The organism is Janthinobacterium sp. GL_088, assembly GCF_057837845.1.
Window position 1 is genome coordinate 4397482 of sequence record NZ_CM174453.1, and the last position, 20784, is coordinate 4418265.

Sequence of the window (20784 nt, forward strand, 5' to 3'; positions counted from 1 at the left end):
AATCAATCCTGGATTTAGTAATCTAGAACCCAACAATCAAAAACGGAAACGGGGCATAAGGTGTTAAAACCCCTGCCCCGCTCTTTATAACGTCACCCTACGGATGACGTTGTGCAATGACCGATGCTTACGCAGCGATTTTTGCTTTAACTGCGTTGACAATCGCAGCGAATGCTGGCTTGTCCATCACAGCCATATCGGCCAGGACTTTACGGTCCAGTTCGATATTTGCTTTTTTCAAGCCGTTCATGAATACGCTGTACGTTACGCCATGCTCACGGGAAGCGGCGTTGATACGAGCGATCCATAGGCGGCGGAAAACGCGTTTCTTGTTGCGGCGATCGCGGTAAGCGTATTGGCCAGCGCGCATAACTGCTTGCTTGGCAACACGGTATACACGGCTGCGGCGACCACGGTAGCCTTTAGCTTGAACAAGAATCTTTTTATGACGGGCACGAGCTGTAACCCCACGTTTTACTCTAGGCATAGTAACTCCTTAAATTGAGTGTGAGATTAAGCAGTCGGCATCATGCGGTAGACGGATTTCACGTCAGACGCAGCGACATTGGTGGTACCGCGCAGAGCGCGTTTCAGCTTGGTGGTTTTCTTGGTCAAGATGTGGCGTTTGAACGCATGACCACATTTAACAGTACCACCCGGACGCACGCGAAAACGTTTTTTCGCAGAGCTTTTGGTCTTCATTTTAGGCATAGCAATCTGTCCTCTTACGGACAGCTCCATTTATAACAGGATTGCAGGTGGCAACACGACGCTGCGCTTAGATGCCTGCTTTCACATGTTGTGCAGCGGATGCGAGTCCACTACAGTTCACGCGGCCCGGGCATTGCTGACCGGGCCGCGCAAAATTCTGCCTGGGGTTTGACGCCGCGCCAATGCTGGCACGCGCAGTTTCCACCCACAGTAAAACGCTATTGTATCTTACTTCTTCTTCTTAGGCGAAAGAACCATGATCATTTGGCGGCCTTCCATCTTCGGGAACTGCTCGACCTGGCCATACGGCTCCAGATCGGCTTTCAGACGTTCCAGCATACGGAAGCCAATATCCTGATGCGCCATCTCACGACCGCGGAAACGCAAGGTGATCTTGGTTTTATCGCCATCTTCGAGGAACTTGATGAGATTACGCAACTTGATATTGTAGTCACCATCATCAGTCCCCGGACGGAATTTGACTTCCTTCACGAGGATGATCTTTTGCTTCAATTTGGCTTCGTGAGCTTTCTTTTGCTCCGAATACTTAAATTTGCCGTAGTCCATCAAACGGCACACCGGTGGCTGCGCGGTAGGCGCAATTTCCACCAGGTCGACGTTTGCCTCTTCCGCCAGGCGGAAGGCTTCAGCCAAACTTACGATACCGAGTGGCTCGTTATCGACCCCGCTTAAACGCATTTCAGGGGCAGTGATTTCGCCATTGATGCGATGTGACTTGTCAGTAGCTATTGTAATTTCCTTTAAAAATCTTGTAAGACGGTCGTGCAGCGAGTTTCCTCGTCAGGCCTTGGTGTCGACTTCATGTTTGAGTCGCTCAATCAGGGCATCGACGGACATGACGCCCAGATCGATATTGCCCCGCGCCCGCACGGCCACTGTATTCGCATCCCGCTCTTTGTCGCCAATTACTAAGATGTAAGGCAATTTTTGTACGGAATGTTCACGTATTTTATAGGTAATCTTCTCGTTACGCAAATCAGCCTGCACGCGCAGCCCCGCTTTGCGCAGTTTTGTTGTAACTTCCTGTACATAGTCGGCTTGAGCGTCGGAAATATTCAACACCGACACTTGCACCGGCGACAACCACAAGGGCATGGCACCCGCATAGTGTTCGATCAGGATGCCAATGAAACGTTCCAGCGAACCGACGATCGCGCGGTGCAGCATGATCGGCACCTGGCGCGTGTTGTCCACGGCTACGTATTCGGCACCCAGGCGACCCGGCATCGACGGGTCGATCTGCACGGTACCCACTTGCCATGCGCGGCCCAGGCTGTCTTTCAGGTGATACTCGATCTTCGGACCGTAGAACGCACCCTCGCCCGGCAATTCCGTCCATTCCACGCCACAAGCGCGCAAGGCCGAACGCAGGGATTCCTCGGCGAAATCCCACGACTCTTCCGTGCCGATGCGGTTATCCGGGCGCAAGGCCAGTTTCACATCGATATTCGTGAAGCCGAAAGCCGTGTACACATCCATCGCCTGCTGGTGGAAGGCCGTCACTTCGCCGGCAATCTGCTCTTCCAGGCAGAAAATGTGGCCATCATCCTGCGTAAAGCCGCGCACGCGCATCATGCCGTGCAAGGCGCCCGACGGCTCATTGCGGTGGCATTGGCCGAACTCGCCGTAGCGCAGTGGCAAGTCACGGTAGCTGCGCATGCCATTGTTGAAAATCTGGATATGGCCAGGGCAATTCATCGGCTTCAGCGCATAGGCACGGTTTTCCGATTCCGTGATGAACATGTTTTCACGGTAATTGTCCCAGTGACCGGTTTTTTCCCACAGGCCACGATCGAGAATTTGCGGCGCCTTGACTTCCTGGTAGCCGTTGACCTGGTACACATTACGCATGTATTGCTCGACCTGCTGCCAGATCGACCAGCCTTTCGGATGCCAGAAGATCAGGCCTGGCGCTTCTTCCTGGAAATGGAAGAAATCGAGCTGCTTGCCCAATTTGCGGTGATCGCGCTTTTCCGCCTCTTCCAGATTGTGCAAGTACAGCTCCTGGTCTTCCTTCTTGGCCCAGGCCGTGCCATAGATACGCTGCAGCATCTCGTTTTTCGAGTCGCCGCGCCAGTAGGCGCCGGCCAGCTTCATCAGCTTGAAGACTTTCAGCTTGCCCGTCGATGGCACGTGGGGGCCGCGGCACAGGTCCGTGAACTTGCCTTCGGAATACAGCGACACTTCCTGGTCGGCCGGGATCGAGCCGATCAGCTCCGCCTTGTACGCCTCGCCAATGCCCTTGAAGTATTCGATGGCTTCGTCGCGCGCGACAACCTTGCGCGTGACTTGCTCATCCTTCTTGGCCAGTTCCGCCATCTTCTTTTCGATCGCCGTCAAATCTTCGGGCGTGAACGGACGCTTGTAGGCGAAATCATAGTAAAAGCCGTTGTCGATCACGGGACCGATGGTCACCTGCGCATCCGGGAACAATTCCTTGACGGCATATGCCAGCAAGTGAGCCGTCGAGTGGCGGATCACTTCCAGGCCATCGGCGTCCTTGTCCGTCACAATCGCCAGTTCCGCGTCTTGCTCGATCAGATAGGAGGTGTCGACCAGTTTGCCGTCGACCTTGCCGGCCAGGGCAGCCTTGGCCAGGCCGGTACCAATATTGGCCGCAACCTGGGCCACGGTGACCGGGCCGTCAAATTGACGGGCGGAACCATCGGGAAGTCGGATTGTAAGCATATTGATCTCCATATCGGCGCTGGCGCCAGGTAAAACTGCGATGTGATGGGTAAAATAACTGAAAGGAAAACGCAGACGCAAAAAAACGCGGACTAGCCGCGTTTTTCACTTTCTTGAGAAAAAGGAAACCCGTTCGACTAGCGTCACTCCCAAAGCTTGGTAGTAGTTCGCGGTGTCATAACCGGTTTACCCTTTCTCTCTAACTGCATTCTGGTGGGCGGTGAGGAATTCGAATCCCCGACCCCTTGGATGTCGACCAAGTATTCTAACCAGCTGAACTAACCGCCCGTAAAACTTTTTATCGATTACTGCATCAGCAATCGTCTTGAAAACCATCTACTGCTAAATTCTGGTGGGCGGTGAGGAATTCGAATCCCCGACCCCTTGGATGTCGACCAAGTATTCTAACCAGCTGAACTAACCGCCCCGAAGACCAGCATTATAGAGAGGCTTTCCCAGAATGACAAGGGCTGTTTTACAGGAAACTTTAATCATTTCTCCGGGCGTCAGCACCCTTTATATAGACACGGCCCGGTGCACGCGGAATGCCGCTAGAATCGCGGCATGAACTCCACCCTATTAGCCTGGCTGAAAACCCTGAGCCGCATCTGCGGTTTTGAAACAGCCGACTCCTTCCCGCCCAGCCACCCGTATGCGCGCACGCGCTGGGAAGCCGCATATTTCGATATCGCGTCCGACGTGAAGCCCGACGAGATCGAACGGCGCATCTGCGCGGCCATCGCCAACACGCCGAGCGTCTTCGCCTACATCACCAATCCCACGCCGCGCATGCAGCGCGCGCTGCTGAACGTGATCCATGACCGTCTGCGGCGCCAGCCCGGCGCGGGCGCCACGGATCTGGTCTTGTTATTGATCAATGCCTACGCCAGCGACCACATCACGGAAGTCGTGCCCGGCCTGCGCACCCTGATCTACAACACGGAACATGAAGAGACGAATCTACGCGTGCATGCCATCCTGGAGTTACTGGTCGGCACGCCGCGTGGACTCGACGTCATCGATATGTAGATCAAACGTGATTGGCGGGAACGTAGCGCGCCCGCAGGCGCATGAATGGCGTTTCCACCAATCTATATAGGAGCCAGCCCGTGGCGATGCTCAACATGATCATCACCAGCATGGCACTCAGGCTGTCCGGTCCGTAACCGATATCCAGCAAGATCGGACGCAGCAGGATGCACAACTGCTTGTGCAGCAAATAAATCGCATACGACCACAGGGCCAGGCTGGCCGCGCCCGGCACGCGCAGTTGATACAAGGCACTGGCGGGACTGAGCGCCGCGATCAGCAACAAGGTAAAACTGGCCGCCAGGGCCGGATAGCCGAACACCGTCACCCAATAGCCATAGTGATCGGTGAGAAACACATAAAACATCAGCGCCGTAGCAACGATTCCCGCCAGCAAGCTGCGGTTGCCGTAGGAGGTCAGGCGCGACCAGGCTGCCGGATGGTGGTTTTTCAGCAGCGCCAGCGCCACGCCCGCCACCAGCTCGTCGAAGCGGCACCACGACGCGTAATAAATATACTTGTAATAACCGAGGCCGCCGCGCGGCACTTGCACATATTCCTCCCACAGATACGCGCGCACCAGCATGCCGACGATAAAGCTGGCGGCCACGGCCAGCCACGCCCACAGTAGCGACTTGCGGCAAGCGGCAATGACCAGCGCCACGGCCGGCAGCAGCACGTAGAACTGCTCTTCCACGCACAGCGACCACGCATGGGAAAACGCCGTACCCGGCGTCAGGTTGATGTTTTGCGTAAAGGTCAGGAATTTCCACAGGGGAAGCAGCGCGCTATCGCCGCGAAATGCGGGCCACAGGTAGTACAGGGCCAGCACGGCATAAAAACTGGGCAAGGTGCGCAGGAAGCGCCGCGCATAGAAACGTGGCAAGGAAAAGCCATGCTCGCTGCGCAAGGCCGCGAATATCTGGTTGCCGATCAGATAGCCGCTGAGGGCAAAGAACAGGTCCACGCCCACCCAGCCGATTTCGCCCCAGAAACCAAACGCCCCGCCGTCGCTGACGAACAGCAAATAATGATTCATGAAGACGAGCACGATGGCCAGCGCGCGCAAGGTGTCGAGGCCATACAGGCGGAAAGAAGATGAAGAAGACGGCATGGAATCGCAAGGGAAAACAACGGTGGCGCCGATCATGCCATGCCACACGCTGCCATGGCCACATTTTTACAGGTGTCCACGGCGAATCCCGCTAAAATATGCCGACCCCGCTTTCCCTTCCCGCAACAGCATAGGATATGTCCAGCATGAGCAGCGCACTCCACTTCAAGTCCATCAACTACACGGGCCAGGGCAGCGGCCCGCGCCTGATCGTCACCGGCGCCGTGCACGGCAATGAAACCTGCGGCACCAAGGGTATTCATCGCGTGATGGCTGAACTCGACAGCGGCGCCCTCTCCATCGTGGCCGGCAGCGTCACGTTCGTGCCCATCACCAACCCGCTCGCTTACGCCAAGGGCGTGCGCAGCGGCGACCGCAACCTGAACCGCAACCTGTTCCCAAACGACAATCCGCAAGATTTCGAAGATCGCATCGCCAACTGGCTGTGCCCGCTGCTGGGACAGCATGACGTGCTGCTGGACTTGCACTCGTTCAATGCGGACAGTCAGCCTTTCGTCATGGTGGGGCCACGCAACAACGATGGCCCGCTACAACCGTTCAAGCACGAAGACAAGGAACGCGCACTGGCGCGCCGCCTGGGCGTGCGCCGCTTCGTCGATGGCTGGCTGCAAACGTATGGCGCCGGCGTGCAGCGCCGCCTGGGCAGCAGTGACCAGGTAGGCATGGTGTTGCGCTATGGCGTGGGCACGACGGAATACATGCGCTCGACGGGCGGCTATGCACTGACCCTGGAATGCGGCCAGCACGCGGACCCGGCCGCGCCAGATGTGGCCTACCGCGCCATCATGAACACCCTGGCTTTCCTGGGTTTCATTGACGCGCCGCAACCGAATCCGATCGCCGACGCCGACATGGAAGCGCTGAACATGGTTGTCGTGCATGACAAGCTCGATGCGGGCGACCGCTTCATCAAGACCTGGTCCAGCTTTGACAAGGTGCAACAGGGCGACCAGATCGGCGTGCGCGCGGACGGCACGCCCGTGACGGCCGAATTCGACGCCTACATCCTGTTCCCGGACGTGAATGCGGCGCCGAATGCCGAGTGGTATTACCTGGCAAGGGTCGCCGCCAGCTTTTGATCAGTGACCGACCGACTTGGAAAACAGGTTGATGACGAGCACGCCGGCAATGATCAGCCCCAGGCCGATCAGGGCCGGCGTGTCGAGGCTTTGCTTGAACCAGAACCAGCCGACGGCGGAAATGAGCACGATGCCCACGCCCGACCAGATGGCGTAGACGATGCCGGTAGGAATGACCTTCAAGGTCAGCGACAAGCACCAGAAAGCGATGCTGTAGCCAATCACGGTGATGACACTGGGCCACAAGCGGCTGAAGCCCTCGGACGCCTTCAAGGCGCTGGTGGCGATCACTTCGGCGATGATGGCGATGGCCAGGTAAAAATACGTCATGGCGAGACTCATGCGGGCATCCTTTATTGTGGGCTGAGCAGTTTCAAGCCCAGGATGCCTGACACGATCAGCGCGATGCAGGCGATGCGCGCGGCGCTGGCCGGTTCACCCAGCACCATGATGCCGAAGATGGCCGTGCCGACGGTACCGATGCCCGTCCAGATGGCGTAGGCCGTGCCCAGTGGCAAGGTGCGCAAGGCCAGGCCCAGCATCACCACGCTGCCCAGCATGGAAATGGCGGTCAGTACGGATGGCACGAGACGCGTAAAACCGGCACTGTATTTAAGGCCGATGGCCCAGCCGATTTCCAGCAAGCCCGCCAATACCAGAATGATCCACGCCATACTTTTCTCCCGAGGCGGCAGGGTCGTCCCCACCATGCAGCCCCCACATCGAGCGGGGTCGTCCCCACAGGAGCAAAGGGAAAAGTATACCATTGGGTGAAAACTCTTGCCGTCAGCACATTTTACCAGCGGGGCCGCTCCAATCGAAAGTTGCCAAAAAACATGCTGATGGCAGCATAATTGCTGCATCCATTCACTCTCGGGAATAATGATGCTACTTCTGGCCCAGATTCTTACCGCCCTCATCCTGCTGCTGCACGTCTACATCGTGTTGCTGGAAACCGTGCTGTTCGATGTGCGCGGACGCAAGGTGTTTGGCCTGTCCAAGGAAAAGGCGGAGATCGTGCGTCCCGCCATGTCGAACCAGGGTTGCTACAACGGCTTTCTCGTCGCCGCGCTGGCGCTGGGCTTTTTCCATCCGGACGCGGCCATCGCCCATGCATTTACCGTGTTCGGCCTGGCGTGCATCGCCGTGGCCGGCGTGTGGGGCGCTGCCACCGTCATGACGCGCATCCTCTACCTGCAAACCCTCCCTGCCGTCATCGCCTTGCTGCTGTTCCACTTCGCCTGATCCCTGCCAGGGCGGCCAGCCGGCCGCCCTACCCCATTCCGTGCTGCCTGCGCATACCCCAAATGGGTGATGTTTCCAAAAAACATGCCCGATACAATTCCTTGTAGCAATAAAAAAGATACCACCAGACACATGGTGGCAAGTCACAGTCCACAGGGGAAATCATGCAAGCACATCCAACCACCTTTGCCGTCACTTTGCTCGGCTGCCTCATGCTGTCCGCCTGCGGTGGGGGCGGCAGCGGCGACAGTGGCTCGGGCAGCGGCTCCACCAGTGCCAGCGGCGGCACTTCGTCCACCTGCCAGTACAGCAATCTGATCAGCGATACGGAACGCAAGCAGGCCAGCGCCTGCGGCATCCAGGTCTCGGGCAACTACGCCCAGGCCGATTCCGGCTATGACAGCGTGGTCGCCGCCTGCAAGCAGGGAGAAAAAGCCAAGGCCGATGCCTACTACAGCGGCACTTACCAGAAAATGGTCGACTACGCGCGCTCCGTGAGCAAGGAACTCGGCTGCGGGCAAAACAACGGCCCCACCTTGCCCAACAACACCACGGCCAGCAATTACAATTTCTGTGTCAAAAGCACCAGCGTCAATGGTAAGCTCAGCTATGAAGGCGCTTGCTACGGCCCCGTCAAATCCGGCGAAGGCGGCTGCGGCAGCGGTTATAACTATATCAGCCAGTACGCCAGCCTCAGCACGTGCACCTCCGGTGGCAAAAGCTGGCTGGAATCGCGTTAAGGAAGCCGGGCGGCCGCAGCAAACGCCGCCCGCGATCTTGTCCACCGCTTGCCGCATGAGGATCGCCCATGACGCCATCGCTCGCCGTCGCCAGCCAGGCACTGATTACCCTGATCTATGAAGCGGCCACGCGGCATGGCGCCTGGTCGCAATTCCTCGCCGCCTTCGCGCAACAACTGAAATCGCACGCGGGTTTGATCTGGGCCAATGATTTCAGCAACCGCTCGGTCGACGTCCAGCTGCCGGGCAGCGGCCTGTCCGCCACGTATGGCTTCGAATCGGACGCCATGGCCAGCTTTGCCAGCTATTACGGCGCGCGCAATGTGTGGCTGGAAGACGCCACCCTGCACCGCGAAGGCGCCGTCGTCACCGGTTCCATGCTGTTTCCCGACCATTGCCTGAAGAAAACCGAGTACTGGGCGGACTGGCTGCGCCCGCAAGACATCTTTTATACGGCGGCAGCCATCGTCGAATTGCGCGCCGAGCGCTCCACCAATGTCACCGTGGTGCGCCGCGAGCAGGCGGGCGCCTACGAGGCGGGCGAGCTGGCGCTGATCCGCAGCCTGATGCCGCACCTGCAGACGGCCTTTGCCCTGCAGCGCAAGCTGCGCCGGCTGGAAGTGCTGTCCCAGAGTTCCACCCAGGTGCTGGAATTGCTGCCGTTTGGCGTGCTGTTGCTCGACGCCACGTCGCAATTGCTGTACGCCAACGAGCGGGCGCTGGCCATGACGGCTTCGACGCGGTTGCTGCAACTGCGCGAAGGCGCGCCCCTGTATTGCCCGCGCGAAGCGGACAACGGCGCGCTGCGGCGCATGCTGCACGAGGCGGCCCAAACGGGTACGACGGCGGCAGGCGGTCCCGGCGGCGTGCTCAACCTGAACGGCTTGACGGGCGAACAGCTGCGCCTGCGCGTCACGCCCCTGCCCTCCTGGCACAGCCCGTTCGGTTCGGCCAGCGCCATCGCCGTCTTTCTCAGCGACAGCAGCGACCTGATCACCTCCCTGGCCGCCACCCTGCGCAATTTCTATGGCATGACGGTGGCCGAGGCGCGCCTGACGGAAGCGCTCGTCAACGGCTATTCCTTGCAGGAATATGCCGAACGCCAGCGCATTTCCATCCACACGGCGCGCACGCAGATCAAGAGCGCCACCGCCAAGGCCGGCGCCCAGCGCCAGGTGGACCTGGTGCGCATCGTGTTGACGGGCCCGGCCGTGCTGCAGCGCAATCCCCTTCCCGCCTGAATCTCTCCAAAAACGCGCTCCGCCAGCACGCTTTTCATTTATATCGTAATATGACGATATGAGAATTTGGAAAACACGATATATACATCGCTGAAAAGCGAATTGTGTATTGAGGAGAAACAACATGGATATCGACGCCATCCACAAGGCGCTGGCCAATCCGGTGCGCCGGCAGATTTTGCAATGGCTGAAGGAGCCGGAACAGTATTTCCAGGAACAGGACCACCCGCTGCACCTGGGCGTGTGCGCCGGCCTGATCGACCGCCGCCTGAACCTGTCGCAATCGACAGTCTCAGCGCACCTGGCCAGCCTGCAGAAGGCGGGCCTGATTTCCGCGACCAAGGTGGGCCAATGGAGTTTCTTCAGCCGCAATGAAGCCACCATTCAGGCCTTTCTCGACCACATGCAGCAAGGTTTGTAACCGCATCCACATCGCCGCGCGCGGCACTCTCGACAGGAAAGACAACAATCATGGCAACTTTATTCGACCCCATCACCATTGGCAGTCTGCAACTGAAAAACCGCATCATCATGGCGCCGCTGACGCGTTCGCGCGCCGGCAATCCGGGCCGCGTGCCCAACTCCCTGATGGCCGAGTACTACACGCAACGCGCTTCGGCCGGCATGATCATCTCGGAAGCGACGGCCGTTACGCCCCAAGGCGTGGGCTATGCCGACACGCCGGGCATCTGGTCCGAGGAACAGGTGGAAGGCTGGAAACACATCACCGAGGCCGTGCATGACGCGGGCGGTCTGATCGTGCTGCAACTGTGGCATGTGGGCCGCATTTCCGCCCCCGTCTTCCTCGATGGCGACTTGCCCGTGGCGCCCAGCGCCGTCAAGCCGGCCGGCCATGTGAGCCTGGTGCGCCCGAAACAGGAATTCGTCACGCCGCGCGCGCTGGACACGGAAGAAATTCCCGGCATCGTGGCAGCCTACCGCCTGGGCGCCGAAAATGCGAAAAAAGCGGGCTTCGACGGCGTGGAAATCCATGGCGCGAATGGCTATTTGCTCGACCAGTTCCTGCAAGACAGCACCAACTTGCGCACCGACAACTACGGCGGCTCGATTGAAAACCGCGCCCGTTTGATGCTGGAAGTGACGGACGCGTGCATCGCCGTGTGGGGCGCGGACAAGGTCGGCATGCACCTGGCGCCGCGCCGCGATGCGCACGACATGGGCGACTCCGACCCGCGCGCCACCTTCGGCTACGTGGCCCGCGAGCTGGGCAAGCGCGGCATCGCTTTCATCTGCGCACGCGAAGCGCTGGGCGAAGATCGTCTGGGCCCGTACCTGAAGCAGGAATTTGGCGGCGTCTACATTGCCAACGAGAAAATGGACAAGGCAGCGGCCGCAACCCTGCTAGCCAAGGGGGAAGCCGACGCCGTGGCCTTTGGCCTGTGGTTCATCGCCAATCCCGACCTGCCCACCCGCCTGCACAGCGACGCGCCCTTGAATCCGCTGAATCCGGAAACGCTGTACGCACCGGACGCTACCGGCTACACGGACTACCCCGCACTGGCGGCACAGGCTTAACAGCAGCCTGAACGGCAAGCTGAGCGGCACCCTGAAAGCCTCCTGAGCAGCACCGCACTGCTCATCCCCTGGCGGCGGACGCAACGATACCAACGCACTGACTGCGTGACGATCACAGCGACCGCCGCCTTACTTTATCTGGCCTTATATACGCCGCCGTTCCCCACCGTCAGCGCCATCGGCGCCGTGCCGGCCGTGCCGGACGACGCGCCTGCACGCTGCTGAAGACACGGCGTATCACCTCGACCGGTACCGCATGCTCGCGCAAATAGGCTGTCGCCACCGTCCGTCCCAGGGCGTGATGGAAAGCAACGCCCCGCTCGACGAGCTCGGCCATCACTTTGTCCGTTCGCACCTTCTCCCCATTGACCTCGTCGATACTGTTTTTCATGCCATGGCTCCCTGTCGGGTGGATCAAGACTGCATCAAGTTTTGACCATATTGTGCGCATTTAGTGCCCGACACAGAGGTCAAGCATCGTTAAAATAGCGGTAGCAACCGCCCCGACACCGCATGAATAGCGGCCTCGGCTGCTTGTCGCCATCGCCAGCCCCGTATAGAATGCCTGCGCAGAATTTTGCTTCAAGGAAAATGGCCACCAGCGCCATCCCATTAAGAACAGTGTCACTGAAGGGTATCAATGGACGATTTATTTGTACAAGCGGGCGACTTGCCGACCTGGCACCAGCGTAGCGCGCTGCGTGTGCTGCACCTGTTTGGCTGGCGCATGCGCTTCCGTCCCCTGCCAGGGCCGCGCGGCATCGCCGTCGTCTACCCGCACACGTCCAACTGGGATTTCATGGTGGGCCTGTTCGGCAAATGGGCGCTGTCGCTGCCGTTCCGCTGGCTGGCCAAGGATTCCCTGTTCCGCGGCCCGATGGGCAAGGTGCTGCGCTACCTCGGTGGCGAGCCCGTCGACCGCAGCACCACCAGCGGCACGATCCAGCGCCAGGCCGAACGCATGCTGGCCGCCGACTGGTACTGGCTGGCCATCACGCCGGAAGCGACGCGCAGCTACCGTCCGAACTGGAAAAGCGGCTTTTATCACCTGGCCGTGGCTGCCAAGGTGCCCTTGCTACTGGTCTACATCGACTACCCGAACAAGGTACTGGGCGTCGTCGACCATTTGTACTTGACGGGCGACAAGGACGCCGACATGGCCGCCATTGCCGCCGTGTATGCGGGCCACCAGGGCTTGCACCCGGAAAAGGCGGCGCCCATCGTGCTGTCCGACAAGCGCCCCGGCGCTTAAACGATTAAGCAAGTCCCATCAACACCACGCCGGCGGCCGTCAAGGCCACGCCGGCCACGCGCAACATGCGCTCGGCCAGCACCTGGCCCGTGAAACGTCCCGCACCCAGCAGAACAGCCGAGGCCAGCATGAAGCCGCAGGCGGCCGAGGCGGCCGGCAATTCCTGGCCATGCGCATTGCCATGCGCCAAGGCGAACACGCCCACCAGTCCCATGCCGAGCCAGTTCGGCAAGGCCAGCGCCAGCGCGATGGCCAGTCCCACCAGCGCCACCGTGGCGGCGATGCCCGTTTCCAGCCCGGGCAGCGTCAATCCGACCATGCCGGCCAGCGCGCCAAGCAGCATCATGCCGAGAAACGTGGCGGGCTGAGCCAGACTGTGGCGCTGCTGGCCGCCCCAGATGCCCACGCCCAGCATGGCCAGCAAATGGTCGATACCCGTGAACGGATGGGCGAAACCGGCCAGGAAGCCGGCGCTCTCGCCATGGCCGGGGTGGGCCATGGCCGGTAAAGCCAGCAGGCACAGCACCGCCACGGCGGCTGTTTTCTTCATCAGTCTTGCGCTCATTGCAGCTCCTTGCCTGGTTGATCGAGCAAACCTTGCTCGCGGATAAAATCGATGACGATCTGCACGCCGTCGCCGCTGCGCAGGTTGGTAAATACGAACGGGCGCTCGCCGCGCATGCGCTTGGCGTCCTGCGCCATGATGTCCAGGTTGGCGCCCACATACGGCGCCAGGTCCGTCTTGTTAATGATCAACAAGTCGGAGCGCGTGATGCCGGGCCCGCCCTTGCGCGGAATTTTTTCGCCACCGGCCACGTCGATCACGTAAATCGTCAGATCCGACAATTCCGGACTGAAGGTGGCGGCCAAATTATCTCCGCCCGATTCGACGAGGATCAAATCAAGGTTGGGAAAATCTGCCTGCATGCGCGCGATGGCTTCCAGGTTGATCGACGCGTCTTCGCGGATCGCCGTGTGCGGACAGCCGCCCGTTTCCACGCCCATCAGGCGCTCGGCCGGCAAGGCATCCGCGCGCAGCAGGATTTCCATGTCTTCCTTGGTATAGATGTCATTCGTGATGACGGCCATGTCGTAGCGTTCGCGCATGCCCTTGCACAGCATTTCGCACAGGGCCGTCTTGCCCGAGCCGACGGGGCCGCCGATGCCTACGCGCAGGGGGTTTGAGGTAATCGATGTCATGTTGTAGTCTCTCGTGGTAGTGTTCAGGAGCGGTACAGGCGGCTGTACTGCACTTCGTGCCGCATCGACAGCAGCGACAGGCCGGGCGCCCAGTTGCCCATCTCGTCATCTAGTAAGGTTTGCGCCGTCAGGGCCGCCGCTTCCAGCTCCGGCCGCAGCGACAGCAGCAAACGCTGCCCCGCCACCTGCCCCAGCGGCACGGATTTCACACAGACGAGCACCTGGTTTTCCGCCCAGGCAAACAGCATGGCCAGCAGCGCCTCTTCACGCGGAATGGCCAGCGCCGCCACGGCGCAGGCATAGGCCGTGGGCAAGGCCACTTCCGGCTGGCTCTGCAGCATGTCGATCAGGACGCCGTCGGCCACGCCCAGCTCGGCCAGCAATTTGGTCAGCGAATAGCCCATCTGGATGGTTTCGGCGCGAAACTCCGCCGTGTCGCGCGAAGCGATGAAGCGCTCGCTCCAGCGCTGCACGGCGCACAAATCCTGTTCTTCAAAGGCCTGCATCAAGCGCCAGCACAAGGGCGCTTCCCAGCGCGCCACCACCTGGGCCAGATGCTGGGCGATCCACGCGCGCGCCGTGGCCGCGTCGTGCACCAGGCCGGATTCGAGCGCCGCTTCCAGACCCTGCGAATAACTGTAGGCGCCGATCGGCAGGGCCGGACTGGCGAACTGCAGCAGGTGCAGCAGGGCCGACGCCTGCATCATGCAGCGCCTGGCACATCGCCGGGACGGTGGATTTTCTGCCGCAGCGGCACGGGCGCCAGCAAGTGCTGGCCGTGGCCATCGTGGTGGCCATGGCCGCCGCCATACGCGCCCGCCTCCGGCTCGAACGGCGCGCTTTCTTCCGTCACGCTCGCCTGCAAGCCTTCCAGCATCTCCTTCAATACCACGTCCTTGCGGATGCGCAAAAAGCCGTCGCCCACTTGCGCCTGCGTGTGGCGGTTCCCCAGATGAAAAGCGCAGCGCAGCAGGGTATGCGCATCAAGGCAGCGCACCAGGTAGGTCGGTTCGCGCGCGGCGACGATCTGCACCACCTGTCCTTCCGGCCCCGTCATGCGCTCGCCATCGCGCAGCACCGTGCCGCGCACGGTGAACACGGCCACGTCGTCGCCATTCGACAGCACGGCGCGCAGCCGGCATTTTTCGCGCTGGTCGTAGGGCAGCACGAGTTGGGCGAACGGGATGCGGTCATCGTCCGCTCCCAGTTTGGTATGCAATGTGAGCATGATGTCTCCTGCCTAAAATAGAAAATAGCGCTGCGCCATCGGCAGCACGGCGGCCGCCTCGCACACGAGCAGCTGGCCGTCGGCGCGCACGGCGTAGGTTTCCGGGTCCACTTCCATGCGCGGCGTGGCGCTGTTGTGGATCATGTCGTGCTTGCGCAAGCCGCGCATGTTCTTCACGGCGATGACGGATTTATTCAGTTTCAACTGGCGGCCGATATCGAGGTCGTAAGCCGCCTGCGACACAAATGTGAACGACTTTTTCAGGCCGCCGCCGAAGGCGCCGAACATCATGCGGTAGTGCACGGGCTGCGGCGTAGGAATCGAGGCGTTCGGGTCGCCCATCTGCGCGGCCGCGATCATGCCGCCTTTCAGAATCATCGACGGCTTGACGCCGAAGAAGGCCGGCTTCCACAGCACAAGGTCGGCGATCTTGCCCGCCTCGATGGAGCCCACCACGTGCGAAATGCCATGCGTGATGGCCGGGTTGATCGTGTACTTGGCGATGTAGCGCTTGGCGCGGAAATTGTCGCTGCGCGCCGTGTCGGGCGCCAGCGGTCCCCGCTGCACCTTCATCTTGTGCGCCGTCTGCCAGGTGCGCATGATCACTTCGCCGACTCTCCCCATCGCCTGCGAGTCGGACGACATCATCGAGATGGCGCCGATGTCGTGCAGGATATCTTCCGCGGCGATGGTTTCGCGGCGGATGCGCGACTCGGCAAAGGCCACATCTTCGGCAATCGCCGGATCCAGGTGGTGGCACACCATCAGCATGTCCAGGTGTTCGTCGAGCGTGTTGACGGTGAAGGGCCGTGTGGGATTCGTCGACGAGGGCAGCACGTTGGCCTGGCCCGCGGCGGCGATGATGTCGGGCGCATGGCCGCCGCCCGCCCCTTCCGTGTGAAACGTGTGGATGGTGCGGTCCTTGAACGCGGCCAGGGTGTGCTCAAGGAAGCCGCCCTCGTTGAGGGTATCGCTGTGCAGCGCCACCTGGATATCCATGCGGTCGGCCACCGACAGGCAATTGTCGATGGCGGCTGGCGTGCTGCCCCAGTCTTCGTGCAGTTTCAGGCCGATGGCGCCCGCGCGCACCTGCTCTTCCAGCGGCAGCGGCAGGCTCACATTACCCTTGCCCATGAAGCCCAGGTTCATCGGAAAGGCGTCGGCCGCCGCCAGCATGGCGTGCAAGTGCCACGGTCCCGGCGTGCAGGTGGTGGCGGCCGTGCCCACAGCCGGCCCCGTGCCGCCGCCCAGCATGGTGGTCACGCCGCTCATCAGGGCTTCCTCGATCTGCTGCGGGCAGATGAAGTGAATGTGGGTGTCGACGCCGCCGGCCGTGACGATCAGGCCTTCGCCGGCGATGATCTCCGTGGCGCCGCCGATGGCCAGGGTCACGCCGGGCTGGATATCCGGATTGCCCGCCTTGCCAATGCCGAAGATCAACCCATTTTTCAAGCCGATGTCGGCTTTGACGATGCCCCAGTGGTCGAGGATGACGGCATTCGTGATGACGGTGTCCATCACCTCGGCCGCGCAACGCTGCGACTGGCCCATGCCGTCGCGGATCACCTTGCCGCCGCCGAATTTCACTTCTTCGCCATAGATCGCGTAGTCATGCTCGATCTCGATGAACAGTTCCGTGTCGGCCAGGCGGATGCGGTCGCCCCTGGTGGGGCCGAACATTTCGGCATACGCGCTGCGGGGAATGCTGGCCATCTCAATCCTTTCCCGGTGGTGTGTCTTGCAGTTCGCCCATCACTGCGCCATTGAAGCCGTAGACCTTGCGCTCGCCCGCCAGCGCCACCAGTTCCACCGTGCGCTGCTGGCCCGGCTCGAAGCGCACGGCCGTGCCGGCCGTGATGTTCAGGCGCATGCCGTAGGCGCGCCAGCGCTCGAAGGCCAGCGCCGGGTTGACTTCAAAAAAGTGGAAGTGCGAGCCTACCTGGATCGGCCGGTCGCCCCGGTTGGCCACCACCACGGTGGCCGTGGCGCGCCCGGCATTCAAGCTGATTTCGCCTTCTTCCAATTGGTATTCGCCTGGGGTCATGAGGAGCTCCTTCTCAAAAGACTACGGTATCGGGTGGTGCACGGTCACCAGCTTGCTGCCATCGGGGAAGGTCGCTTCCACCTGGATATCGGGGATCATCTCGGCGATGCCATCCATGACGTCGGCGCGCGACAGAATTTTTGTCCCGTCCGACATCAGCTGCGCCACCGACTTGCCATCGCGCGCGCCTTCCATGATGGCGGCGCTGATCAGGGCCACCGCTTCCGGATAATTCAATTTCAAGCCGCGCGCCAGGCGCCGTTCGGCCAGCAGCGCGGCCGTAAAAATGAGCAGCTTGTCTTTTTCTCGGGGAGTCAGGTCCATGTTTTTCCTTGCGCTTCTTTCCTGATTAAGTGTTCCAGATGCGGGGCACGACGGCGTCGCGTCCCAGCATGGCGGGGCGCAGCAGCTGCCAGGCGGCCAGCATGACGCGCCGCGCCGCCTCGCTGTCGCCGCACAACAGGCGCACCACTACCAGCGATTTCATGTGCGTGGCGCCAAACACGGCGCCGGCCGGCACGGCGATCTCGCGCACGGCTGCCAGTACGGCGGGAGAAACGGGCGCGCCGACGGCGATCAGGGTGGCGCACACCGTGTGTCCTCCCAGGCCCAGGGGGCTGGCCATCAGTGCGCCGCCCGCGGCCAGCACGCCCTGCTCCCACCACAGCAGCTTGCCGCCGCGGCGGATCTGCACCTGCTGATCGATGCTGCCCGTGTTGAAAATTTCGCCCGAGGCGCTGCGTCCCAGGCAGACGATGTCGCAGCCGATGTAGCTGGCGTCCGGCGCCAGCTCCACCTCGTGGCGCAGGCGCACGCAGGCCTGGTCGAAGAAAATGCTCTCCTGCGGCAGCCACTCGATGGCGGCGCCGGCACCGGCGCGCAGCACGATATGCTGGCCCGAGACATGGCCGTTGGCGCGGTACCACTTGGCGGCGCCGGGCGACGTGAGCAAGGCGCGCGCGCCCTCGCCCACTGTGGCGTCGACGGCCAGCTGGTCGCCGCCCACGACGCCGCCCGGTGGATGGATGATGATGGCGTGGCAGACGGCGTCGCCTTCCGGATACAGGGGCTTTTGCACGCGCAGGGGGCCACTGTGCGTGCGCTCGACGAGGCGGCTGACGCCATCGTGCAGCGCAAAGCCCAGGCGCAAATGCGCCTGCCAGGCGCTGTGCGCACTGGCTTCATTCGGCGTGACTGGACGGGTACTGTCTGGCATGCGGAGCAATCGCGTAAATAAGCGATTACCTAAGCAGGATATGTGCCAGCATCAGGGAAAGGAAAAGTGAGAATCGTGCACCGCGCTGCAGCGGATGCACCGGCATGGTGCATTGGCCGCACCGCAGTGCTTGCCTCCTACGCCACGGCCAGGGTGCGCCGTTCGCGCAGCAAGGCCGTGAACGCTTCGGCAGCCAGGGGACGGCTGAAGTAATAGCCCTGCATTTCATCGCAGCCGTGTTCCGTCAGGAAGTCGACCTGTGCGCGCGTTTCCACGCCTTCGGCGATGACGCGCATGTCCAGGTTGTGCGCCAGTGAGATGACGGAGCGGGCGATGGCCGCGTCGCTGCTGCTGGTGGTGACGTCGTCGACGAAGGATTTGTCGATTTTCAGCACGTCGATGGGAAAGCGTTTCAGGTAGCCCAGGCTGGAATAGCCGGTGCCGAAATCGTCGAGCGAAATGCCCACGCCGATATCCTTCAGGCGCGTGAGGGCCGCCACGGCCTTGTCCGGGTCGCCCATCACCGTGCTTTCCGTGATTTCAATGCCCAGGCAGGCGGGTGCGATGCCGTACTTGCGCAAGGCCGTCTCGACGAACGGCACCGTGCGGTCTTGCGCGAACTGTTTGCCGGACAGGTTGACGGCCACCTTGACGCTGCCCAGGCCCGCATCGTGCCAGGCGCGGATTTGCGCGCACACGCTTTCCAGCACCCATTCGCCGATGGCCGTGATCAAGCCATATTCCTCGGCCAACGCGATGAACAGGCCGGGCGGCACCTTGCCCAGCACCGGGTTATCCCAGCGCAGCAAGGCTTCCGCGCCCAGCAAGGCGCCCGTGCGCAAGCACATCTGCGGCTGGTAGTGCACTTCGAATTCATCGCGGCCGATGGCGCCGCGCAGCTGCTGCTGCATCGCCAGGCGGGCGCGGATATCGCTGCCCATGCGCTCCGTGAAGAAGGCGTAATGATCGCGCCCCATTTCCTTGGCGCGCACCAGGGCCGTGTCGGCGTGGCGCAGCACGTCGTCGAGGCTGTCGCCGTCGGCCGGGCACATGGCGATGCCAATACTGGTCGTCAGCGCCAGGCGCTCGCCATCGACGCTGAGTTCTTCGCGCAAGCCGGCCAGGATGGTTTGCGCCAGCGCAAGCGTGCGCCCCAGCAGGGCATCGTCCTGCAGCAGTATCTGGAATTCGTCACCGCCCTGGCGCACCACCGTGTCGCCTTCGCGCACGCAGCCGGACAGGAAACGCGCCACCACTTGCAGCGCCTTGTCGCCCACGGCCTGGCCGTGCGAATCGTTGATGTTCTTGAAGCGGTCCAGGTCCAGGCACATCAACACCACTTGCTGGCTGTCGCGCTGGGCATTCGCGCGCGCCTGCTCGAAGCGCTCGCGCAGCAGCACGCGGTTCGGCAAGCCCGTCAGCGCGTCGTGGTAGGAGAGGAAATCGATCAGATGCTGCTCGGCCTTGCGCTCGCTGATGTCGAGGAAGACGCCGATGTAATTGACGACGGCGCCATCAGGCCCGTGCACGGTGGAGGCGCTGAGCAGGCAGGGATAGGTGTCGCCGCTCTTGCGCCGCGTCTGCACCTCGCCCGACCAGCAACCGCTGCTGCGCAGGCCCTGGCGCAAGGCCAGCAGCACCGCTTCGCCCGTGTGTTCGGCATGCAGGCGCATGATGTCCGTGCCCACCACTTCCTGCGCCGCGTAGCCGGTGATGCGGGTAAAGGCGGGATTGGCCGTGACGATGACGCCGGCCGGATTCGTGATCAGGATGGCGTCCTGGGTCGCTTCGAAGACTTGGCCCGACAGGCGCAGCAATTCTTCATTGGCGCGGCGGATCTGCACTTCGCGCGCCAGGGTGCTGGCCACCTGTTCCAGTTCGGCCGTGCGTTCGGCCACCCTCCGCTCAAGGTTGGCGCGCTCCTGCGCCAGTTGCAGCTGCGCCCGCGCCAGGCGCACGTGGGCGTCCGTGCGGGCCAGGATTTCCTCGGCCTGGAAGGGCTTGGCGATGAAATCGACGGCGCCCAGCGCGAAGCCGCGCACCTTGTCGTCCGTATCGTACTGCGCCGACAGGAAGATCACCGGCACCTGGCGCAGGGACGGTATCTCCTTCAGGCGCCGGCACACTTCAAAGCCGTCGAGGCCCGGCATGCGCACGTCGAGCAGGATCAGCTCCGGCGGGCGCGCCTGGGCCGTCCACAGGGCCAGTTCGCCGTTCGGCGCCTGGCGCACCGCATAGCCGGCGCCGCCCAGCAAATCGCTCAACAGCTTCAGCGAAGCCGGCGTATCTTCAACGATCAGTACTTCGCCCTTCGAATTCACTTCCGAAAAATCGCGGTGCATGTAGCAGTTCTCTCAGCTTTGGATGAGGCGCGGCGATCGGTTGCCGCGCTGGACAAGACATTTCTTTGCGATGAACT

At 61.7% G+C, this 20784-nt stretch carries 25 protein-coding genes and 2 tRNA genes; 8 read left to right on the forward strand and 19 right to left on the reverse strand.

Features of this window, described 5'->3' with window-relative positions; all coding sequences use genetic code 11:
- Positions 1–127: 127 nt before the first annotated feature.
- The 6 genes from rplT to AC3IQ7_RS19595 form a co-directional block, all read right to left on the reverse strand.
- Positions 128–487 (reverse strand): 50S ribosomal protein L20, encoded by a 360-nt coding sequence (gene rplT, locus AC3IQ7_RS19570; protein WP_010399214.1) that lies wholly within the window; start codon positions 485–487, stop codon positions 128–130.
- Between the two features lie 26 nt (positions 488–513).
- Positions 514–711, reverse strand: a complete 198-nt coding sequence (gene rpmI, locus AC3IQ7_RS19575; RefSeq protein WP_010399216.1) for a 50S ribosomal protein L35 — start codon at positions 709–711, stop codon at positions 514–516.
- A gap of 228 nt (positions 712–939) precedes the next feature.
- Positions 940–1500, reverse strand: a complete 561-nt coding sequence (gene infC / locus AC3IQ7_RS19580; RefSeq protein WP_205711303.1) for a translation initiation factor IF-3 — start codon at positions 1498–1500, stop codon at positions 940–942.
- Between the two features lie 12 nt (positions 1501–1512).
- Positions 1513–3420: a threonine--tRNA ligase gene (gene thrS / locus AC3IQ7_RS19585; RefSeq protein ID WP_426055235.1), complete on the reverse strand. Its 1908-nt coding sequence runs from the start codon at positions 3418–3420 to the stop codon at positions 1513–1515.
- Positions 3421–3631: 211 nt separating this feature from the next.
- A tRNA-Val gene (locus AC3IQ7_RS19590) sits at positions 3632–3708 on the reverse strand.
- Between the two features lie 62 nt (positions 3709–3770).
- Positions 3771–3847 (reverse strand) — tRNA-Val (locus tag AC3IQ7_RS19595).
- A gap of 137 nt (positions 3848–3984) precedes the next feature.
- Here AC3IQ7_RS19595 and AC3IQ7_RS19600 point away from each other — a divergent pair.
- Positions 3985–4449, forward strand: a complete 465-nt coding sequence (locus AC3IQ7_RS19600) for a hypothetical protein (protein ID WP_489207088.1) — start codon at positions 3985–3987, stop codon at positions 4447–4449.
- Between the two features lies 1 nt (position 4450).
- Here AC3IQ7_RS19600 and AC3IQ7_RS19605 read toward each other — a convergent pair whose 3' ends face one another.
- A complete protein-coding gene (locus AC3IQ7_RS19605; RefSeq protein WP_489207089.1) occupies positions 4451–5563 on the reverse strand; it encodes an acyltransferase family protein in 1113 nt (370 codons plus the stop codon).
- A 137-nt stretch (positions 5564–5700) separates the two neighbouring features.
- Between AC3IQ7_RS19605 and AC3IQ7_RS19610 the strand changes: the two genes are divergently transcribed.
- Complete coding sequence (locus AC3IQ7_RS19610; RefSeq protein WP_489207090.1) at positions 5701–6663, forward strand: M14 family metallopeptidase; 963 nt, start codon at positions 5701–5703, stop codon at positions 6661–6663.
- Here the strand turns inward: AC3IQ7_RS19610 and AC3IQ7_RS19615 are convergent, their stop codons facing one another.
- Together AC3IQ7_RS19615 and sugE are read right to left on the reverse strand one after the other, a co-directional pair.
- On the reverse strand, positions 6664–6993 hold the full coding sequence (locus tag AC3IQ7_RS19615; protein ID WP_070280339.1) for an SMR family transporter: 330 nt from the start codon (positions 6991–6993) through the stop codon (positions 6664–6666).
- 23 nt (positions 6994–7016) lie between these two features.
- Positions 7017–7337: a quaternary ammonium compound efflux SMR transporter SugE gene (gene sugE, locus AC3IQ7_RS19620; protein ID WP_034783172.1), complete on the reverse strand. Its 321-nt coding sequence runs from the start codon at positions 7335–7337 to the stop codon at positions 7017–7019.
- 208 nt (positions 7338–7545) lie between these two features.
- Here sugE and AC3IQ7_RS19625 point away from each other — a divergent pair, with 208 nt between their 5' ends.
- The 5 genes from AC3IQ7_RS19625 (at position 7546) to AC3IQ7_RS19645 (ending at position 11425) form a co-directional block, all read left to right on the forward strand.
- A complete protein-coding gene (locus AC3IQ7_RS19625; RefSeq protein ID WP_416208752.1) occupies positions 7546–7908 on the forward strand; it encodes a DUF1304 domain-containing protein in 363 nt (120 codons plus the stop codon).
- A gap of 164 nt (positions 7909–8072) precedes the next feature.
- Positions 8073–8648, forward strand: a complete 576-nt coding sequence (locus AC3IQ7_RS19630; protein WP_158301240.1) for a hypothetical protein — start codon at positions 8073–8075, stop codon at positions 8646–8648.
- A 68-nt stretch (positions 8649–8716) separates the two neighbouring features.
- Positions 8717–9889 carry a helix-turn-helix transcriptional regulator gene (locus AC3IQ7_RS19635; protein ID WP_489207091.1) on the forward strand — a complete coding sequence of 391 codons (1173 nt, stop codon included), beginning with the start codon at positions 8717–8719 and terminating at the stop codon, positions 9887–9889.
- Between the two features lie 124 nt (positions 9890–10013).
- Positions 10014–10310, forward strand: a complete 297-nt coding sequence (locus AC3IQ7_RS19640) for an ArsR/SmtB family transcription factor (RefSeq protein ID WP_034751927.1) — start codon at positions 10014–10016, stop codon at positions 10308–10310.
- Between the two features lie 50 nt (positions 10311–10360).
- Positions 10361–11425 (forward strand): alkene reductase, encoded by a 1065-nt coding sequence (locus AC3IQ7_RS19645; RefSeq protein ID WP_489207092.1) that lies wholly within the window; start codon positions 10361–10363, stop codon positions 11423–11425.
- Positions 11426–11594: 169 nt separating this feature from the next.
- Here AC3IQ7_RS19645 and AC3IQ7_RS19650 read toward each other — a convergent pair whose 3' ends face one another.
- Positions 11595–11816 (reverse strand): hypothetical protein, encoded by a 222-nt coding sequence (locus AC3IQ7_RS19650; RefSeq protein WP_099378736.1) that lies wholly within the window; start codon positions 11814–11816, stop codon positions 11595–11597.
- A gap of 249 nt (positions 11817–12065) precedes the next feature.
- Between AC3IQ7_RS19650 and AC3IQ7_RS19655 the strand changes: the two genes are divergently transcribed.
- Positions 12066–12677 carry a 1-acyl-sn-glycerol-3-phosphate acyltransferase gene (locus AC3IQ7_RS19655; protein ID WP_099378735.1) on the forward strand — a complete coding sequence of 204 codons (612 nt, stop codon included), beginning with the start codon at positions 12066–12068 and terminating at the stop codon, positions 12675–12677.
- A 4-nt stretch (positions 12678–12681) separates the two neighbouring features.
- Here AC3IQ7_RS19655 and AC3IQ7_RS19660 read toward each other — a convergent pair whose 3' ends face one another.
- From AC3IQ7_RS19660 to AC3IQ7_RS19700, 9 genes are all read right to left on the reverse strand, one after another.
- A complete protein-coding gene (locus tag AC3IQ7_RS19660; protein WP_233516194.1) occupies positions 12682–13242 on the reverse strand; it encodes a HupE/UreJ family protein in 561 nt (186 codons plus the stop codon).
- Positions 13239–13877: an urease accessory protein UreG gene (ureG, locus tag AC3IQ7_RS19665; protein ID WP_070258073.1), complete on the reverse strand. Its 639-nt coding sequence runs from the start codon at positions 13875–13877 to the stop codon at positions 13239–13241. Before ureG ends, AC3IQ7_RS19660 begins: the two co-directional genes overlap by 4 nt.
- Positions 13878–13900: 23 nt before the next feature.
- Positions 13901–14581, reverse strand: a complete 681-nt coding sequence (locus AC3IQ7_RS19670) for an urease accessory protein UreF (RefSeq protein WP_099378830.1) — start codon at positions 14579–14581, stop codon at positions 13901–13903.
- Positions 14581–15105: an urease accessory protein UreE gene (gene ureE / locus AC3IQ7_RS19675; protein WP_322427761.1), complete on the reverse strand. Its 525-nt coding sequence runs from the start codon at positions 15103–15105 to the stop codon at positions 14581–14583. The genes AC3IQ7_RS19670 and ureE overlap by 1 nt, the downstream gene beginning before the upstream one ends.
- A gap of 12 nt (positions 15106–15117) precedes the next feature.
- Positions 15118–16818 (reverse strand): urease subunit alpha, encoded by a 1701-nt coding sequence (ureC, locus tag AC3IQ7_RS19680; protein ID WP_489207093.1) that lies wholly within the window; start codon positions 16816–16818, stop codon positions 15118–15120.
- A 1-nt stretch (position 16819) separates the two neighbouring features.
- Positions 16820–17149, reverse strand: a complete 330-nt coding sequence (locus AC3IQ7_RS19685; RefSeq protein WP_035819980.1) for an urease subunit beta — start codon at positions 17147–17149, stop codon at positions 16820–16822.
- A gap of 21 nt (positions 17150–17170) precedes the next feature.
- The gene (locus tag AC3IQ7_RS19690) at positions 17171–17473 is read right to left on the reverse strand and encodes an urease subunit gamma (protein WP_034751936.1); all 303 of its coding nucleotides are present in this window, start codon (positions 17471–17473) and stop codon (positions 17171–17173) included.
- 25 nt (positions 17474–17498) lie between these two features.
- On the reverse strand, positions 17499–18365 hold the full coding sequence (locus AC3IQ7_RS19695) for an urease accessory protein UreD (protein ID WP_099378730.1): 867 nt from the start codon (positions 18363–18365) through the stop codon (positions 17499–17501).
- A gap of 137 nt (positions 18366–18502) precedes the next feature.
- The gene (locus AC3IQ7_RS19700) at positions 18503–20707 is read right to left on the reverse strand and encodes a two-component system response regulator (protein WP_489207094.1); all 2205 of its coding nucleotides are present in this window, start codon (positions 20705–20707) and stop codon (positions 18503–18505) included.
- Positions 20708–20784: the final 77 nt, after the last annotated feature.

Coding starts and splice junctions, on each gene's coding strand:
- rplT (WP_010399214.1), bottom strand. CDS start 487: ATGCCTAGAGTAAAACGTGGGGTTACAGCTCGTGCCCGTCATAAAAAG.
- rpmI (WP_010399216.1), bottom strand. CDS start 711: ATGCCTAAAATGAAGACCAAAAGCTCTGCGAAAAAACGTTTTCGCGTG.
- thrS (WP_426055235.1), bottom strand. CDS start 3,420: ATGCTTACAATCCGACTTCCCGATGGTTCCGCCCGTCAATTTGACGGC.
- AC3IQ7_RS19600 (WP_489207088.1), top strand. CDS start 3,985: ATGAACTCCACCCTATTAGCCTGGCTGAAAACCCTGAGCCGCATCTGC.
- AC3IQ7_RS19605 (WP_489207089.1), bottom strand. CDS start 5,563: ATGCCGTCTTCTTCATCTTCTTTCCGCCTGTATGGCCTCGACACCTTG.
- AC3IQ7_RS19610 (WP_489207090.1), top strand. CDS start 5,701: ATGTCCAGCATGAGCAGCGCACTCCACTTCAAGTCCATCAACTACACG.
- AC3IQ7_RS19615 (WP_070280339.1), bottom strand. CDS start 6,993: ATGACGTATTTTTACCTGGCCATCGCCATCATCGCCGAAGTGATCGCC.
- sugE (WP_034783172.1), bottom strand. CDS start 7,337: ATGGCGTGGATCATTCTGGTATTGGCGGGCTTGCTGGAAATCGGCTGG.
- AC3IQ7_RS19625 (WP_416208752.1), top strand. CDS start 7,546: ATGATGCTACTTCTGGCCCAGATTCTTACCGCCCTCATCCTGCTGCTG.
- AC3IQ7_RS19630 (WP_158301240.1), top strand. CDS start 8,073: ATGCAAGCACATCCAACCACCTTTGCCGTCACTTTGCTCGGCTGCCTC.
- AC3IQ7_RS19635 (WP_489207091.1), top strand. CDS start 8,717: ATGACGCCATCGCTCGCCGTCGCCAGCCAGGCACTGATTACCCTGATC.
- AC3IQ7_RS19640 (WP_034751927.1), top strand. CDS start 10,014: ATGGATATCGACGCCATCCACAAGGCGCTGGCCAATCCGGTGCGCCGG.
- AC3IQ7_RS19645 (WP_489207092.1), top strand. CDS start 10,361: ATGGCAACTTTATTCGACCCCATCACCATTGGCAGTCTGCAACTGAAA.
- AC3IQ7_RS19650 (WP_099378736.1), bottom strand. CDS start 11,816: ATGAAAAACAGTATCGACGAGGTCAATGGGGAGAAGGTGCGAACGGAC.
- AC3IQ7_RS19655 (WP_099378735.1), top strand. CDS start 12,066: ATGGACGATTTATTTGTACAAGCGGGCGACTTGCCGACCTGGCACCAG.
- AC3IQ7_RS19660 (WP_233516194.1), bottom strand. CDS start 13,242: ATGAGCGCAAGACTGATGAAGAAAACAGCCGCCGTGGCGGTGCTGTGC.
- ureG (WP_070258073.1), bottom strand. CDS start 13,877: ATGACATCGATTACCTCAAACCCCCTGCGCGTAGGCATCGGCGGCCCC.
- AC3IQ7_RS19670 (WP_099378830.1), bottom strand. CDS start 14,581: ATGCAGGCGTCGGCCCTGCTGCACCTGCTGCAGTTCGCCAGTCCGGCC.
- ureE (WP_322427761.1), bottom strand. CDS start 15,105: ATGCTCACATTGCATACCAAACTGGGAGCGGACGATGACCGCATCCCG.
- ureC (WP_489207093.1), bottom strand. CDS start 16,818: ATGGCCAGCATTCCCCGCAGCGCGTATGCCGAAATGTTCGGCCCCACC.
- AC3IQ7_RS19685 (WP_035819980.1), bottom strand. CDS start 17,149: ATGACCCCAGGCGAATACCAATTGGAAGAAGGCGAAATCAGCTTGAAT.
- AC3IQ7_RS19690 (WP_034751936.1), bottom strand. CDS start 17,473: ATGGACCTGACTCCCCGAGAAAAAGACAAGCTGCTCATTTTTACGGCC.
- AC3IQ7_RS19695 (WP_099378730.1), bottom strand. CDS start 18,365: ATGCCAGACAGTACCCGTCCAGTCACGCCGAATGAAGCCAGTGCGCAC.
- AC3IQ7_RS19700 (WP_489207094.1), bottom strand. CDS start 20,707: ATGCACCGCGATTTTTCGGAAGTGAATTCGAAGGGCGAAGTACTGATC.